The 15,255-nt window shown below is 66.9% G+C and carries 11 protein-coding genes; 7 read left to right on the forward strand and 4 right to left on the reverse strand.

Annotated elements, in window-relative coordinates; all coding sequences use genetic code 11:
* Nucleotides 1–5: 5 nt before the first annotated feature.
* The 5 genes from C7411_RS34180 to C7411_RS34200 all read left to right on the forward strand — a co-directional run bounded on the left by C7411_RS34180 (nt 6) and on the right by C7411_RS34200 (nt 6,337).
* Nucleotides 6–2,252: an FUSC family protein gene (locus C7411_RS34180; protein ID WP_110388515.1), complete on the forward strand. Its 2,247-nt coding sequence runs from the start codon at nt 6–8 to the stop codon at nt 2,250–2,252.
* Entirely contained in the window at nt 2,242–2,442 is a 201-nt protein-coding gene (locus C7411_RS34185; RefSeq protein WP_042271036.1) for a DUF1656 domain-containing protein, read from the forward strand. Before C7411_RS34180 ends, C7411_RS34185 begins: the two co-directional genes overlap by 11 nt.
* Nucleotides 2,443–2,482: 40 nt before the next feature.
* Nucleotides 2,483–3,346, forward strand: a complete 864-nt coding sequence (locus tag C7411_RS34190; protein ID WP_042271035.1) for an efflux RND transporter periplasmic adaptor subunit — start codon at nt 2,483–2,485, stop codon at nt 3,344–3,346.
* A 297-nt stretch (nt 3,347–3,643) separates the two neighbouring features.
* Nucleotides 3,644–4,240 carry a hydrogenase maturation protease gene (locus C7411_RS34195; protein WP_110388516.1) on the forward strand — a complete coding sequence of 199 codons (597 nt, stop codon included), beginning with the start codon at nt 3,644–3,646 and terminating at the stop codon, nt 4,238–4,240.
* Between the two features lie 198 nt (nt 4,241–4,438).
* A complete protein-coding gene (locus tag C7411_RS34200; RefSeq protein WP_110388517.1) occupies nt 4,439–6,337 on the forward strand; it encodes a propionate--CoA ligase in 1,899 nt (632 codons plus the stop codon).
* Nucleotides 6,338–6,356: 19 nt separating this feature from the next.
* Here C7411_RS34200 and C7411_RS34205 read toward each other — a convergent pair whose 3' ends face one another.
* The gene (locus C7411_RS34205) at nt 6,357–7,175 is read right to left on the reverse strand and encodes a 5'-methylthioadenosine/adenosylhomocysteine nucleosidase (RefSeq protein ID WP_110388518.1); all 819 of its coding nucleotides are present in this window, start codon (nt 7,173–7,175) and stop codon (nt 6,357–6,359) included.
* Nucleotides 7,176–7,218: 43 nt separating this feature from the next.
* Nucleotides 7,219–9,609 carry a UvrD-helicase domain-containing protein gene (locus C7411_RS34210; RefSeq protein WP_110388519.1) on the reverse strand — a complete coding sequence of 797 codons (2,391 nt, stop codon included), beginning with the start codon at nt 9,607–9,609 and terminating at the stop codon, nt 7,219–7,221.
* Between the two features lie 297 nt (nt 9,610–9,906).
* On the opposite strand from C7411_RS34210, the gene C7411_RS34220 reads away from it, so the two are divergent.
* Together C7411_RS34220 and galU are read left to right on the forward strand one after the other, a co-directional pair.
* Nucleotides 9,907–12,774, forward strand: coding sequence for a valine--tRNA ligase (locus C7411_RS34220; RefSeq protein ID WP_110388521.1), 2,868 nt, complete (start codon nt 9,907–9,909; stop codon nt 12,772–12,774).
* Between the two features lie 79 nt (nt 12,775–12,853).
* Complete coding sequence (gene galU / locus C7411_RS34225; RefSeq protein ID WP_028208043.1) at nt 12,854–13,735, forward strand: UTP--glucose-1-phosphate uridylyltransferase GalU; 882 nt, start codon at nt 12,854–12,856, stop codon at nt 13,733–13,735.
* Nucleotides 13,736–13,819: 84 nt separating this feature from the next.
* On the opposite strand, the gene C7411_RS34230 is transcribed toward galU, so the two are convergent.
* Complete coding sequence (locus C7411_RS34230; RefSeq protein WP_110388552.1) at nt 13,820–14,047, reverse strand: sulfurtransferase TusA family protein; 228 nt, start codon at nt 14,045–14,047, stop codon at nt 13,820–13,822.
* Between the two features lie 119 nt (nt 14,048–14,166).
* Nucleotides 14,167–15,222, reverse strand: coding sequence for a Gfo/Idh/MocA family oxidoreductase (locus tag C7411_RS34235; protein ID WP_110388522.1), 1,056 nt, complete (start codon nt 15,220–15,222; stop codon nt 14,167–14,169).
* Nucleotides 15,223–15,255 lie beyond the last annotated feature (33 nt).

The following is a 15,255-nucleotide window of genomic DNA, read 5'->3' on the forward strand; positions in this document are numbered from 1 at the left end:
CGACGATGCAAGCGTCCACCTCCTCACCGTCGCAGCCGGGCGGTCAAAGCCTCTACGCCGCGCTCGTCGACTGGGCGCGTACCGACGGCCTCGTCTGGATCTATCTCTTCAAGGCGGTCGCCGCGGCACTGCTTGCGCTCGGCGTCGCCATGAAGCTCGATCTGCCGCAGCCGCGCACCGCCATGACCACCGTGTTCATCGTGATGCAGCCGCAAAGCGGCCCCGTGTTCGCAAAGAGCTTCTACCGGCTTTGCGGCACGCTCGTGGGCCTCGTCGTGATGCTCGCGCTGATCGGCCTCTTCGCACAGCAGCCGGAGCTCTTCATCGTCTCGACGGCGCTGTGGGTTGGCCTGTGTACCGCGGGCGCCGCGCGCAACCGCAACTTCCGTTCGTACGGCTTCGTGCTCGCGGGCTACACGGCCGCGCTCATCGGCATTCCGGCCTCGCAGCATCCCGACGGGGCGTTCATGTCGGCCATGACGCGCGTGGGCGAGATCTCCATCGGCATTCTTTGCTCCGGTTTCGTCAGCGCCGTGGTGTTTCCGCAATTTACGGGCGAACTGCTGCGCTCGAACGTGCGGCGCCGTTTCTCGTCGTTCGTCGACTATGTTTCGGCGGCACTCGCCGGGCATGTCGATCGTTCGCATATCGAAGCGAGCAATGCGCGCTTCGTCGCCGACGTCGTGGGTCTCGAAGCGAACCGCAGCATGGCGGTGTTCGAGTCGCCGGACGCGCGCATGCGCTCGGGGCGCCTCGCGCGCCTGAACACCGAGTTCATGACGGTCTCCACGCGCTTTCACGCGCTGCACCAGTTGATGAACCGTCTGCGCGCGGACGGCTCCTCGGCCACCGTCGATGCGCTCGAACCGTACTTCCGCGAGATCGCGCCGCTGTTCGCCAAAGCGGGCGAGCCGGTGCTCACGGCCGCCGACGCGATGCATGTCTCGAAGCAACTCGACGACTACCGCGCGGCGCTGCCAAAGCGCGTGCGCGCCACGCGCGCGGAGCTCGAATCACAAGGCGATGCGCGCCTGCTCGACTTCGACACCGCCACGGAACTGTTCTACCGCTTCGTGCACGAGATGACCGAGTACACGGCCACCTACGCGTCGCTCGCCGTCGATACGCATTCGCGCGAAAAATGGCTCGCGCGCTACGTGCCGAAGACGAACCTGATCGCAGCGGGCGTCGCCGGACTGCGCGCGGCGGTCGTGATGACGCTGCTCGGCGCGTTCTGGATCGCCACCGCGTGGCCGAGCGGCACGAACCTCGTGCTCAATGCCGCCGCGACCTGCGCGCTCGCCTCGTCCGCGCCGCAGCCCGCGCGCATGGCGGCGCAGATGGCATTCGGCACCGTGCTCGCATCGCTCGTCGGCATGATGCTCACGTTCGGCGTGTTTCCGCATATCGACGGCTTCGTCATGCTGTGCGTCGCGCTCGCACCCGCGCTCGCGTTCGGCGTGTTCCTCACGACGCGCCCGAAGTACGCAGGCTACGGTGTGGGCTACTGCATCTTCCTGTGCTTTCTCGCGGGGCCGGACAACGTCGTGCAGTACAACCCGGGCAGCTACATGAACGACGCGCTCGCGCTCATCGCGTCGATGGCGGTCTCCGCTCTCGCGTTCGCCGTGCTCCTGCCGCCTTCCACGCCGTGGCTGCGCCGGCGTCTGCTCGCCGACCTGCGCGGCGGCGCCGTGCACGCTTGCCGCGCGCGCCTGAAGGGACTGCGCAACCGCTTCGAGAGCGGCGCGCGCGACCTGATGTTCCAGCTCTCGGCGCTCGCGGGCAACGACGACGCACAACGCCGCGACACGCTGCGCTGGCTCTTCTCCACACTCGAAGTCGGCAACGCCGCGCTCGATCTGCGCCACGAGCTGGCCACGCTGCCCGCGCATCCACAGTACGCGCGGGGGACGGCGTGGCGCGTGGCGATCGACGCGACGCTCAAGGCCGTGAGCGCGCTCTTCGATCGCCCGGGCGAAGCGCGCTACCGCGACGCGCTCGCGGCGACGGCGCGCGCGATCGACGCAAGCCAGCTCGTGCTGCAAGGCATGTGGAAGCCCGAAGCGATGAGCGCAGCCGAACGTGGCGACGCGCCGCCGCGCGAAGCGCGCCACCAGTTGCAGCGCATCCAGAGCCATCTGCATTTCATCCGCACCGCGCTCATCGACCCGCAATCGCCGCTCGCGGCGTATGCGGGCAACGAAAGCGCGAACCCCGGCGTGAGCCAAGGAGCCAACCATGCCTCGTGACGTCGCATTTCTGGACGCCTATATCCCGGCGATCGTGCTGCTCTTCATTCTGGGCGCGGCGATCACCTGGGTGCTCGATTCCGTACTGGCCCGAACCGGCCTCTACCGGGTCGTGTGGCACCCGTCCCTCTTTCGCGTGAGCCTGCTCGTGGTCGTGTGCTGCCTGCTCGGTCTCGCGGTCTATCACTAAATGCGTCACTGAATGCATCGCTGAACGAATCAACCGAATCATGACAATCCGCAACCTCATTGGCTTTATCGCGACGGCCATCATCTTCGTCGTCGCCATTCTGGTCGGGCGCGTCCTGTGGGTTCACTACATGGACGAGCCGTGGACCCGCGACGGCCGCGTGCGCGCCGAAGTGGTGAACATCGCCCCCGACGTCTCGGGCGCCGTGGTCGAGCTGCCCGTGAAGGACAACCAGTTCGTGCACAAGGGCGACCTGCTCATGCAGATCGACCCGTCGCACTATCAGATCGCCGTCGAGCAGGCCGAGGCCGCCGTGGCCGCGCGCAAGGCCGAACTGACGATGCGCCAGGACGACGCGCGCCGCCGCGCCGACATGGACAGCGAAGTGGTCTCGGCCGAAAACCGCGAAAACGCCTCGCATACCGCAAACTCGGCACAGGCGCAGTACCAGCAGGCCGTCGCCGCACTCGACGCCGCCAGGCTCAACCTCGAGCGCACGCGCGTGATCTCGCCGGTGGACGGCTACATCACGAACCTGCAGGTGTTCCAGGGCGACTATGCGATCTCGGGCCAGGCCAAGCTTGCCGTGGTGGACAGCCATTCGTTCTGGGTCTACGGCTACTTCGAGGAAACCAAGCTGCCGCATGTGAAGGTGGGCAACAAGGCCGATATCAAGCTGATGAGCGGCGGCACGCTCCAGGGCCACGTCGAGAGCATCTCGCGCGGCATTTACGACCGCGACAATCCGCAAAGCCGCGAACTGCTCGCCGACGTGAACCCGACTTTCAACTGGGTGCGCCTCGCGCAGCGTGTGCCGGTGCGCATCCACATCGACAAGGTGCCGGACGACATGGTGCTCGCCGCCGGCACGACTTGCACGGTGGTCGTCAAACCGGGCACGTGACGGCGCAGTGACGCGGCATGCCGACCGCGCAAAAGCGCACGCAAAAGGGGAACGCCGGTTTGGCGTTGCCCTTTTTTGTTGCTGCGCGTGGACGAAGTGTTAGAGGTTGCCGCACATTGATCCGACAGTGAACCGATGAGTATGGCAAAACATCGCCGTTATCACGATTAAACCTATCTCGATTGATACACATCAACTGAGGTTTCTCGACTTACTCGGATTATTCCTACTCCCGCACGCCTCCAACCAGTCATCAACGTGATCCTTCGCCTCCATCGACCTGACGAAATCGGCGCCATGCCGCACGCATCGCGCGACGACGGCGCAGTGCGCGCCTTCGCCCGCCGCGCACTGGCCGGGCTCGCGAAACGCCAGGCCCTCGCACCGCAACGGGTGGTCGTGCTCGGCCTCGGCAATGTCCAATGGGGCGATGCCGGCATAGGCGTGCTCGCGCTCGAGCGGCTGAAGGCGGGCTGGCAATGCCCCGAGCAGGTCGAACTCGTGGAAGGCGGCACGCGCGGCCGTGCACTCGTGCCCGTCGTCGAATCCACGCGGCGTTTGCTCGTGCTCAGCGCAATCGATTTCGGGCTCGCGCCGGGCGCGCGGCGCGTCCTCACCGGCGATGCGGCGGCCGAATACCTCTACACGCTCCGTCCGGGCCGGCCCGGCATGGGCTTCGCCGACGCGCTCGCCTGCGCGCAGTTGAGCGGCCGCTCGCCGCGCGAGATCGTGCTGATCGGCGTGCAGCCGCAGGCCAGCGACTGTTACGGCGCGGGCTTGTCGAGCACCGTGCGCGGGCAGCTCGATGCGACTGTCGAAGCCGCCCGGCTCTGGCTGCGCCGCTGGCGCGCGGCGCCGCTGCCGCGTCTCGAGCATCCCGAAATCGGCGGCTGAGCGCGGCGCACGGGTTGCGCGGGACTTGCACGCGAGCGCCGAGCGCACCGCCGCCCCCGTACCCGGCAATCTGCCGTAAATCTGCCGGACAACCCGCGGGAGAACCCGCGTTGCCCGTGCGCGCTGCGCTGCACTATCCTGAGAAACTGCGCCGGATCCGGCCAACGGCTGCACCATCCGCACGGGAGGAAGGGAGTCATGCGTTACCGCGATTTTCACCGCGAGTCGGTCGCGAACCCCGACGACTTCTGGCGCCGCGAGGCCGGGCGCATCCATTGGCAGACGCCGTTCGACCAGGTGCTCGACCGCTCGAACCCGCCGTTCGCGCGCTGGTTCTGCGGCGGCCGCACGAACCTGTGCTTCAATGCCGTGGACCGTCACCTCCCGGCGCGCGCGCACCAGAACGCGCTCGTCTATGTCTCGACCGAGACCGGCATCGAGCGGCGCTACACCTACGCCGACCTGCACGCCGAGGTGAACCGCATGGCCGCCGTGATGCGCTCGCTCGGCGTGAAGCGCGGCCAGCGCGTGCTCATCTATCTGCCGATGATTCCCGAGGCCGTGTTCGCTGTGCTCGCCTGCGCGCGCCTCGGCGCGATCCACTCGGTGGTGTTCGGCGGATTCGCCGCGCCAAGCCTCGCCGCGCGCATTGACGACGCGAAGCCCGTGCTGCTCGTGAGCGCCGACGCCGGGGCGCGCGGCGGCAAGGTGATCGACTACACGCCGCTCGTGGACGAAGCCATGGCGCGCGCCGAATATGCGCCGCCCAAGGTGCTGCTGATCGACCGCCAGCTCGCGCCCGAGCGGCTGAACGCGCCGTATCTCGTCGACTACGAGCCGCTGCGCGAGCAGCACTACGACGTGCAGGTTCCCTGCGAATGGCTCGAATCGAACGAGCCTTCGTACATCCTCTACACCTCGGGCACGACGGGCAAACCCAAAGGCGTGCAGCGCGACGTGGGCGGCTACGCGGTGGCGCTCGCGGCGTCGATGGAATATATCTTCGAGGGACGCGCCGGCGACACCCTGTTCACGGCGTCGGACATCGGCTGGGTGGTGGGTCACAGCTACATCATCTATGCGCCGCTCCTCGCGGGCATGACCACAGTGATGTACGAAGGCACGCCGGTGCGCCCCGACGGCGGCATCTGGTGGCGCCTCGTCGAGCAGCATCGCATCAACCTGATGTTCACGGCGCCGACGGCCATTCGCGTGCTCAAGAAGCAGGACCCGGCGCTGCTGCGCAGTGCCGATCTTTCGAGCCTGCGCACGCTCTTTCTCGCGGGCGAGCCGCTCGACGAGCCCACGGCCGAATGGATTTCAGCGGCGCTCGGCAAACCCGTCGTCGACAACTACTGGCAGACCGAGACCGGCTGGCCGATGCTGGCCATCCAGCGCGGCGTCGAGCCGCTGCCGCAAAAGCTCGGCTCGCCGGGCGTGCCCTGCTACGGCTACGACCTCGTGCTGCGCAACGAACATACGGGCGAGCCCTGCGCGCAAGGCGAGAAAGGCGTGATCACGCTCAGCTATCCGTTGCCGCCCGGCTGCATGCAGACCGTGTGGGGCGACGACGCGCGCTTCGTCAAAACGTACTGGGAAAGCGTGCCCGGCCAGCCGGTGTATTCGACCTTCGATTGGGGCGTGCAGGACAGCGACGGCTACGTGACGATCCTCGGCCGCACCGACGACGTGATCAATGTGGCGGGCCATCGTCTCGGCACGCGCGAGATCGAAGAGGCGATCTCTTCGCACGCGGCGGTCGCGGAAGTGGCCGTGGTGGGCGTGAACGACGCGGTGAAGGGTCAGGCGGCGCTGGCTTTCGTCGTGCTGCGCGACGCGGGTGGCGCCGCCAGTCCCGCCGATGCACAGACGCTCGCGGCTTCGCTCGCCGCGACGGTGGACCGCCAGCTCGGCGCGATCGGCCGGCCTGCGCGCGTGCACTTCGTGCCGATGCTGCCCAAGACGCGCTCCGGCAAGCTGCTGCGCCGCGCGATTGCGGCGCTCGCCGAAGGGCGCGACCCCGGCGATCTGCCGACCATCGAGGATGCCTCGGCGCTGCAGTCGATTCGCGAGGCGGTGAGCGCAGGCGACAGCTGAGGCCTGCGCGTGCGCACGCTCAGCGGGCGAGCGGCCGGTACGCGGCCAGAAAGCGCTTGAGGATGCCTGTCGAGTACGTGCCCGCGATATCGGTGAGGAAGCTCGAGAACGACGTGCTCGCGTGCTCGTCGGCGGTGTCGGAAATCGTACGCACGATCGCGCACGGAACGCCGTACTCGTGACAGACCTGGGCGATCGCGGCGCCTTCCATCTCGACGGCGAGCGCATCGGGCAAGAGCGAGCGCAGCGCGCCGACGGCGGCCGCGCTCGCCACGAACTGGTCGCCGCTGATCACGAGCCCGCGATGCACCTGCGGCAACGCGGTCTCGAAGCGCGGCAGCGCGGCCTTGAAGCGCGCGGTCAACGCCGGCCCCTCCTCCGCGATGAAACGCTCGCACGCGGCGGCGAGCGACTGCGCCAGCGCGTGATCGGCATCGAAGCGCGAGCGCGCGAGCAGCGGAATCTCGTGACGCGGAAACAGCGGCTCGGCGTTCATGTCGTGCTGGAGCAGCGTTTCGCCCACCACCACGTCGCCCACGTGGACGCCCGTGCCCACGCCGCCCGCCACCCCCGTAAAGACGATTGCTTCGACATCGAACGCATGGATCAGCGCGCTGGCCGTGGCGGCCGCCGCCACCTTGCCGACGCGCGCGAGCGTCACCACACAGGGCGCGCCGTGCACGGTGCCGAGGTGATAGTCGCGCCGGCCGAACGTGCGGGTCGCGACACCCGATTCGGCCTGCATGGCCGCGATCAGGTCGCCGAGTTCCTGGGGCAGCGCGGCAAGCACGCCGAGCGGACGGGCGGCACTGCCGCTCGCCTGGGTCGAGAGGTTCATCTTCGAATGTTTTCCGTCTGAGTTGTTTGAGGCTGAGGCGCGCTCACTCCACCGGCTGCAGCCTGGCCACCGCCAGCGCGAGCCACTTCTCGCCATGACGCTTGAAGCGCACCTGCGCCTTCGCGTCGGTGCCGCTGCCTTCGAGCGCCGTGATCGTGCCTTCGCCGAACTTCGTGTGGAACACGCCCTGGCCTACGCGAAAACCCGTCTCGGCGGCGCGCTGCTCGTTGGCGAACGCGGGCGCCGGGCTCTTGTCCGCGATATAGGCGTCGCGCTCGCGGCGGCCGCCGCCGTAATTCCCGGCGTTGCCGCCCTCGCCGCCGCCTGGCCGCGCGAACCAGTCGCGGCCCCAGCCCGCGTTGTCGGAGCGGCCGCCCCAGCGCGCGCCCGCTTCGACCTTGGGCGTGAGCCACTTGAGCGATTCCTGCGGCAACTCGTCGAAAAAGCGCGAGCGCACGTTGTAGCGCGTCTGGCCATGCAGCAGGCGGCTCTGCGCGAACGAAATATAGAGGCGCTCCTTCGCGCGCGTGATCGCCACGTACATCAGGCGGCGCTCTTCTTCGAGGCCGTCGGCTTCCATCGCGCTGTTCTCGTGCGGGAACAAGCCCTCTTCGAGACCGGTGATGAAGACCGCCGTGAATTCGAGGCCCTTCGCCGCATGCACCGTCATCAGCTGCACGGCGTCCTGGCCCGCCTGCGCCTGGTTGTCGCCGGCTTCGAGCGACGCATGCGAGAGGAAGCCCGCAAGCGGCGTCATGACGTCGGGGTTCTGCGCGGGGTCGGTGATCGCGGGCGCGTCGAGCACCTCGATCTCGCCGTCCTGCGAGACGATCTCGGGCACCGCGCTCGCACCGGGGCGCAGCGGAATCGAGCGCGCGGGGGTGTCGAGACCGTAGCCCTCTTCGCTCACGAACGCCGTGGCCGCGGTCACGAGTTCCTGCAGGTTCTCGAGGCGATCCTGACCTTCACGCTCGTTCTGATAGAACTCGGCGAGACCGCTCATGCGCACCGTGTATTCGACGGTTTCCGGCAGGCTCATCTGCGCGGTCTCGGCGCGCATCTTTGCGATCAGACTGGCGAACGTACCCAGGCTCGTGCCTGCCTTGCCCGTGACGTACGGAATGGCCGCGGCCATCGAGCAGTTGTAGAGGCGCGCGGCATCCGCCAGTTGCTCGATCGAGCGCGCGCCGATGCCGCGCGTGGGGAAATTCACGACGCGCGCGAACGCCGTGTCGTCGTTCGGATTGTCGATGAGACGCAGATACGCGAGCGCGTGCTTGACTTCCTGACGCTCGAAGAAGCGCAGGCCGCCGTACACCTTGTACGGCACGCCCGCGTTCACGAGCGTGTGCTCGATCGTGCGCGACTGCGCGTTGCTGCGATAGAGGATGGCGATCTCGTTGCGCGCCAGCCCCTGGTTGATGAGCGCGCGGATTTCCTCGACGATCCAGCCGGCTTCCTGCGAGTCGGTGGCCGCCTCGTACACGCGCACCGGCTCGCCGTGGCCCGCATCGGTGCGCAGGTTCTTGCCCAGACGCCGCGAGTTATGCGCGATCAGGTAGTTGGCCGCATCGAGAATATGGCCGTGCGAACGGTAGTTCTGCTCCAGCTTGATCATGTGCTTCACGCGGAACTCGTTCTCGAAGTCGCGCATGTTGCCGACGTTCGCACCGCGGAACGCGTAGATCGACTGGTCGTCGTCGCCCACCGCGAAGATCGCGTTGCCCGGTCCCGCAAGCAGCTTGAGCCACGCGTACTGGAGCTTGTTGGTGTCCTGGAACTCGTCCACCAGAATGTCGCGAAAGCGCCCCTGATAGTGCGCACGCAGCGGCGGGTTGTACGCGAGCAGCTCGTAGCAGCGCAGCAGCAGTTCCGCGAAATCGACCACGCCTTCGCGCTGGCACTGCTGGTCATAGGCTTCGTAAAGCTCGACGAACTTGCGGTTGAAGTCGTCGCTCACGTCCACGTCTTTCGGACGCAGGCCCTGCTCCTTCGCGTTGTTGATGAAGTACTGCAGGTTCTTGGGCGGATACTTCTCGTCGTCGATGTTCAGGCCCTTCATCAAACGCTTGATGGCCGAGAGCTGGTCTGCGGTGTCGAGGATCTGGAAGGTCTGCGGCAGGCCGGCGTCGCGGAAGTGCGCGCGCAGCATGCGGTTGCACAGGCCATGGAAAGTGCCGATCCACATGCCGCGCGTGTCGATAGGCAGGAGCGCCTGAAGGCGCCCCATCATTTCGCGTGCGGCCTTGTTCGTGAAGGTCACGGCCAGGAGGGTCGAGGGCGAGGCCATGCCCTGCTGGATCAGCCACGCAATGCGCGTGATCAGCACGCGCGTCTTGCCGCTGCCGGCCCCGGCCAGAATGAGCGCCGGTTCGTTGGGCAACGTGACGGCGGCAAGTTGTTCGGGGTTCAGGTTCGCGAGCAGTTCGGGCATGGGCTGAAATGGAACGTGCCCCCGGGGAGCGGGACCCGGGGACGTGGCGCGCGGCACAGGCGCGCCGTTGAATGGCAGACCGCCATTATAAGTGCGCACGCACGCGGCGGCTTGGGCCGCCTGGGCGCGCCGCGCATCGGCCCGCGCATCGGCCCGCGCATCGGGCCACGTATCGGGCCACGTATCGGGCCACGTATCGGGCCACGTATTGGGCCACCTCGGCTGGCGCGTCGGCTCCGACAGGACTTCCCCTTATAATCGAATGTTTCCGCATCCTTTTTTCGGCAGATTCCACCCATGAGCGACAGCACGCTAGCGAAAAGCTTCGAGCCCCAGACCATCGAGGCCCACTGGGGCCCCGAATGGGAGCGTCGAGGCTACGCCGCCGCGACCTTCGAGCCCGGCCGCAAGAACTTCTCGATCCAGTTGCCGCCGCCCAACGTCACCGGCACGCTGCACATGGGGCACGCGTTCAACCAGACGATCATGGACGGTCTCGCGCGCTATCACCGCATGCTCGGCGAGAACACGCTGTGGGTGCCGGGCACGGACCACGCGGGCATCGCGACGCAGATCGTGGTCGAGCGCCAGCTCGACGCGCAGAAGGTCTCGCGCCACGACCTGGGCCGCGAGAAGTTCGTCGAGCGCGTGTGGGAGTGGAAGCAGCAGTCGGGTTCGACCATCACGGGTCAGGTGCGGCGTCTGGGCGCCTCGATCGACTGGTCGCGCGAATACTTCACGATGGACGACAAGATGTCGGCCGCCGTGCGCGACGTGTTCGTGCAGCTCTATGAACAGGGCCTGATCTATCGCGGCAAGCGCCTCGTGAACTGGGACCCGGTGCTGCTCACCGCCGTCTCGGACCTCGAAGTGGCGAGCGAAGAGGAAAACGGCAACCTGTGGCACCTGCGCTATCCGCTCGCGGACGGCTCGGCCACGCTGACCGTGGCCACGACGCGCCCGGAAACCATGCTCGGCGACACGGCCGTGATGGTGCACCCCGAGGACGAGCGCTACGCGCACCTCATCGGCAAGATGGTCAGGCTGCCGCTCACGGACCGCGAGATCCCCGTCATCGCCGACGAATACGTGGATCGCGAGTTCGGCACGGGCGTCGTGAAGGTCACGCCCGCGCACGACTTCAACGACTACCAGGTGGGCCTGCGCCACGGCCTGCCGATGATCGAGATCCTCACGCTCGACGCGAAGATCAACGACAACGCACCTGAAAAATACCGCGGCCTCGACCGCTTCGAGGCGCGCAAGCAGGTCGTGGCCGACTTCGAGGCGCTGGGTCTGCTCGACTCGGTGCAGCCGCACAAGCTCATGGTGCCGCGCGGCGACCGCACGGGCGTGGTGATCGAGCCGATGCTCACGGACCAATGGTTCGTGGCGATGACGAAGGCCGCGCCCGAAGGTACCTTCAATCCCGGCAAGTCGATCACCCAGACCTCGCTCGACGTGGTGCGCAGCGGCCAGATCAAGTTCGTGCCGGAAAACTGGACCACGACCTATTATCAGTGGCTCGAAAACATCCAGGACTGGTGCATCTCGCGCCAGCTCTGGTGGGGCCACCAGATCCCGGCGTGGTACGGCGAGAACGGCGAGATCTTCGTTGCGAAGAGCGAGGAGGAAGCGCGCGCACAGGCCGATGCCAAGGGCTACAAGGGCGCATTGAAGCGCGACGAAGACGTGCTCGACACGTGGTTCTCGTCGGCGCTCGTGCCGTTCTCGTCGCTCGGCTGGCCGCAACAGACGCCAGAACTGAAGGCCTTCCTGCCCTCTTCCGTGCTGGTCACGGGCTTCGACATCATCTTCTTCTGGGTGGCGCGCATGGTCATGATGACCACGCACTTCACCGGCAAGGTGCCGTTCGACACGGTGTACGTGCACGGCCTCGTGCGCGACGCCGAAGGCCAGAAGATGTCCAAGAGCAAGGGCAACACGCTCGACCCGATCGACATCGTCGACGGCATCGACCTCGAAGCGCTGGTCGCCAAGCGCACGACCGGCCTCATGAATCCGAAACAGGCCGCGACCATCGAAAAGAAGACGCGCAAGGAGTTCCCGGACGGCATTCCCGCGTTCGGCACCGACGCGCTGCGCTTCACGATGGCTTCCATGGCCACGCTCGGGCGCAACGTGAACTTCGACCTCGCGCGCTGCGAGGGCTATCGCAACTTCTGCAACAAGCTCTGGAACGCCACGCGCTTCGTGCTGATGAACTGCGAAGGCCACGACTGCGGTTTCAGCAAGCCGGGCGCATGCCAGCCGGGCGATTGCGGCCCCGGCGGCTACACGGACTTCTCGCAGGCCGACCGCTGGATCGTCTCGCTGCTGCAGCGCGTGGAAGCCGAAGTCGCGAAGGGCTTCGCGGACTATCGCTTCGACAACGTGGCCAACGCCATATACAAGTTCGTCTGGGACGAATACTGTGACTGGTATCTGGAACTGGCGAAGGTGCAGATCCAGACGGGTACGCCCGAGCAGCAGCGCGCCACGCGCCGCACGCTGCTGCGCGTGCTGGAAACGGTGCTGCGCCTCGCGCATCCGGTGATTCCGTTCATCACCGAAGCGCTGTGGCAGAAGGTGGCGCCGCTCACCGACGCGTACCCGCAAGGCGCCGCGGAAGGCGAAGCGTCGATCATGGTGCAGCGCTATCCGCAGGCCGAGCAGAAGAAGATCGACGAAGCCGCGGAACAGTGGGCCGCCGACCTGAAGGCCGTGATCGACGCATGCCGCAACCTGCGTGGCGAGATGGGCCTCTCGCCCGCCACGAAGGTGCCGCTGCTCGTCACGGGCAACGCCGGGCGCCTCGCGACGTTCGCGCCCTATGCGCAGGCGCTGGCCAGGCTGTCGGAGGTCCAGATCATCGCCGACGAAGCGGCGCTCGACGCGGCCTCGGCAGGCGCGCCAGTTGCTATCGTTGGGACGGACAAGCTGGTGCTGAAGGTGGAGATCGACGTAGCCGCCGAACGCGAACGCCTGTCGAAGGAAATCGCCCGCCTCGGCAACGAGGTCACGAAGTGCAGGGCCAAGCTCGGAAATGACAGTTTCGTAGCAAAAGCACCGCCTGCAGTCGTTGAGCAGGAGCAGAAAAGACTGGCAGAATACCAGGCAACGCTGGACAAGCTGACCGCGCAACTCACGCGGTTGCCGGCCTGAGCGCCATATCGGCCAAAGGCTGTCACGCGTGGCGCCGCACCCGTGGCGTCACGCGAGCACCAGGACAGGGACTAAAGACATGCTGAAAGTGACAAAAGCCGTATTCCCGGTAGCGGGCCTCGGCACGCGTTTCCTGCCGGCCACGAAAGCCAGCCCGAAGGAAATGCTGCCCGTGGTCGACAAGCCGCTCATCCAGTACGCGGTCGAAGAAGCCGTGGCGGCGGGCATCACGGAAATGATCTTCGTGACTGGGCGCAGCAAGCGCGCGATCGAGGACCATTTCGACAAGTCGTACGAGATCGAGGCCGAACTCGAAGCGCGCGGCAAGGCCAAGCTGCTCGAACTGGTGCGCAACATCAAGCCGAACAACGTCGACTGCTTCTACGTGCGTCAGCCCGAGGCGCTCGGCCTCGGCCACGCCGTGCTGTGCGCGGAAAAGCTCGTGGGCGACAACCCGTTCGCCGTGATTCTTGCGGACGACTTGCTCTACGGCACGCCGCCCGTCATGCAGCAGATGGTCGAAGTGTTCGACCACTACCATAGCTCGGTGCTCGGCGTGGAAGAGATTCCGCCCTCGGAAACGCGCTCGTACGGCATTGTCGACGGCAAGGAGTGGGAAGACTCGATCGTCAAGCTCTCGGGCATCGTCGAGAAGCCGGCGCCGGAAGTCGCGCCGTCGAACCTCGGCGTGGTCGGCCGCTACGTGCTCAAACCGCGCATTTTCGAGCATCTGAAGTCGATCAAGCCGGGCGCGGGCGGCGAGTTGCAGCTCACCGACGCGATCCAGTCGCTGCTCGCCGACGAGCAGGTGCTCGCCTACAAGTACCACGGCACGCGCTTCGACTGCGGCAGCAAGCTCGGCTACCTGAAGGCGACGGTGGAGTTCGCGCTGCGTCACCCGGAAGTCGGCGCGGATTTCGACGAGTACCTGCGTACGCGCAAGCCGGTGCTGGAAGGCTAGGCGCCCCCGGCTCAGACATTCCGGCCCGGCGCAAATGAAAATGGCCCGCATTCTCATGCGGGCCATTTTTTTCGGCCGATGCGCTTAGCGCCGGCGCATCAGGAACACGAACGTCTCTTCCTGCTTCGAGCTTTCCACGATCTCGTTGCCGGTTTGCTTCGCGAAGGCGGCGAAATCGCGCTGCGAGCCGGGATCGGTCGCGAGAACCTTGAGGACCTGGCCGCTTTCCATGTCGGCGAGCGCCTTCTTGGCGCGCAGGATCGGCAGCGGGCAGTTCAGCCCGCGCGCATCCACTTCCTTGTGAACCTGAATCTGCATCGGGGTTGGATCCTTCGGTGGCGCACCGTCACGGCGTGAGACAGCGCTGGCAATAGCATCGATTTTACCGCAGCCACGCCAGCCGCCGCTTGCGTCCCGATCACGCGCCTCGCTCACAGCGTGACCGCCGCCCCCGTATGCAGCGATTCGCGCAGCGCCTGGCCGATGCGCGTGGCCTCCAGCGCGTCTTCGAGCGTCGCGCCGAGGCTCCCCTTCTGCGCGTCACCTGCCTTGCGCGCCGCGACTTCCGCGACGAACGCCTGCGCTTCGATCAGGAACGCCTCTTCGAAACGGTCGAAGAACGTGGGCGTGCAGACGCTGCGCACGCCCGTCGCGTCGTAGACATCGACGCGATTCGCGCGCGGGATGCGGCCGATCGCCAGTGCGCCCGCCGTGCCGATCACTTCGCTCGACGTGTCGTTGCCGTGCGCCATCGTGCGCGAGGCGTAAAACATCGCGAGTCGGCCGCCCTCGAACTCGCAGATCGCCACGCCGTTGTCCACGTCGCCCGATTCGCGCAGGCCTTCGTGCAGCGCGATCGCCCCCGCGGCATAAACGCGCGTGGCGCGCGGCTTGCCGAGCAGCCAGCGCGCGACGTCGATGTCGTGGACCGTGCAGTCGAGAAAAATGCCGCCCGAAGTCGGCGCGAAGCGCACGAAAAAACCTTCGGGATCGTTGAGATCGCAGGTCTGCGAGCGCACCAGAAACGGCCTGCCGATCGCGCCCGCCTGCACTTTTGCGTAGGCATCCTGATAACTTGGATCGAAGCGGCGCATGAAGCCGATGGTGACCTGCCGGCCGGCATGACGGCGCGACACGTTCACCACCCGCTCGCACTCGGCCACGTCGAGCGAAAGTGGCTTTTCGCAGAACACGTGCTTGCCCGCTTCGAGCGCCTGCACGATCTGCCCGGCGTGCAATGCCGAAGGCGTGACGAGCCACACTGCGTCGACCGCTTGATCGGCCAGCAGGTCGGCGTACTCGCCGTACAGCCGCGCGGCCGGCAGCGCCTCGCGCGCCCACGCGAGATCCGCTTCGAGCGGACTGCACGCGGCCGCGAGCGTTGCACCCGGCACGCGATACGCCAGGTTCTGCGCATGCCGCCGCCCCAGCCTCCCCAGTCCCGCCACGCCCACGCGCAACGGCCGGGCACGATCGATTGCCTGCATCCTCGCTCTCCTCGCTCTCCTCGCTTGCCCCGC

Source organism: Paraburkholderia silvatlantica (genome assembly GCF_003096715.1).
GTDB classification, from domain to species: domain Bacteria; phylum Pseudomonadota; class Gammaproteobacteria; order Burkholderiales; family Burkholderiaceae; genus Paraburkholderia; species Paraburkholderia silvatlantica.